The sequence below is a fragment of the Streptomyces sp. NPDC101166 genome, assembly GCF_044768125.1.
Lineage (GTDB): Bacteria > Actinomycetota > Actinomycetes > Streptomycetales > Streptomycetaceae > Streptomyces.
Genome location: NZ_JBIWPF010000168.1, coordinates 1 through 1,279 on the forward strand (window position 1 = coordinate 1; position 1,279 = coordinate 1,279).

At 67.2% G+C, this 1,279-nt stretch carries 1 protein-coding gene and 1 pseudogene; both read right to left on the reverse strand.

The genetic code is table 11. The features are described from left to right. A pseudogene (locus tag ACIRS4_RS37375) lies at window positions 1-194 on the reverse strand (hypothetical protein); the annotation flags it as partial. A 151-nt stretch (window positions 195-345) separates the two neighbouring features. Then, window positions 346-1,279: isocitrate/isopropylmalate dehydrogenase family protein (locus ACIRS4_RS37380; RefSeq protein WP_404204606.1), on the reverse strand; the 934-nt coding region annotated here is incomplete at its 5' end.

Consider the following 1,279-nt stretch of genomic DNA (forward strand, 5'->3'; position numbering starts at 1 on the left):
GTCAGCTTGCCGGAGGACTTGATGTCGGAGGGGACCTTGCCCGCGATGGTGTCGACCTTGGCCACGTCGACCTTGGCCACCTCGGGACCGCTGGACTCGGAATTACTGGTACAAGCGGTCAGTGCGAGAGCGCCACCGGCGACGACGACAGCGGCTCGCAGGGCACGCCCGCGAAAAGAGTTACGAACAGACACAGCAGTCCTCCACAGTTCGGGTGCGCGACATCCGTGGGTCGCCCGCCGTTTGAAATGTAAGCGAGTGACACCGTCCGCGTCGGCCGGTAACCGAAGATTAATCGGCGACACGCCAGAGCGGGGCCGAACACGCCCGGCCCGGAATGCGCGCTCACCAGCGGTGCAGCCGTGCGCGCACCTGCTCGGTGAATTCGGAGGTAGAGGCTAGCCCACCCAAATCGGACGTTGCAACACCAGCTCGCAACGTGTCAGCAACCGAGCGTTCGATGCGGTCGCCGACCCGGCGCAATGCGCTGTAGCGCTGGGTGCGACCCATCCAGTGCAGCATCGCCGCCGCGGAGTTGAACAGCGCCACCGGATTCGCGCGATTGCGCCCAGCCAGGGTCGGGGCCGCGCCGTGCACCGCCTGCGCCATGATCTGGGTATCGGAGCAGTTCACCGAGGCGGCCATACCGAGCGAACCACTCAATTCGCCCGCCAGATCGGACAGGATGTCGCCGAACAGATTCTCGGTGACGATCACGTCGTAGTCGCGGGCCGCGCGGACCAGATGCGCCGCCGCCGCGTCCACGTGCTCGTCGTCGATCTCCACGTCCGGGTAGTCCGCGGCCACCTCGTAACAGATATCGCGGAACATGCCCATGGTCATGGGCAACACATTGACCTTGTGCACCACGGTCAGCTTCTTCGAACGCTCCGACGCGATCTCGAACCCCAGCCGCGCGATGCGTTCGATCGCGGCCCGGGTGAACACGCCGACCGACAGCGCGACATCCCGCGACGGCTGGAACTCGCCCGACCCGGCGGCCATATTGCGGTCGGCGTAGAGGCCCTCGGTGTTCTCGCGCAGGATCAGCAGATCCATGTCCTGGGCCAGTGCGCGCACCCCTTCGAGGCTGCGGGCCGGGCGGATGTTCGCGTAGAGACCGAAGCGCTTGCGGACCGCGCCCGCGGGCGGCAGGCCGGTGCGGTGTTCGGGGGCGTAGGAGGCGCTGTCGTGCGGGCCCATGATCCAGGCGTCGAGTTCGGCCAGCGCGGCGAGCGTCTGCTCGGGCACCGGGTTGCCGTACTGTTCGATCGCCTCG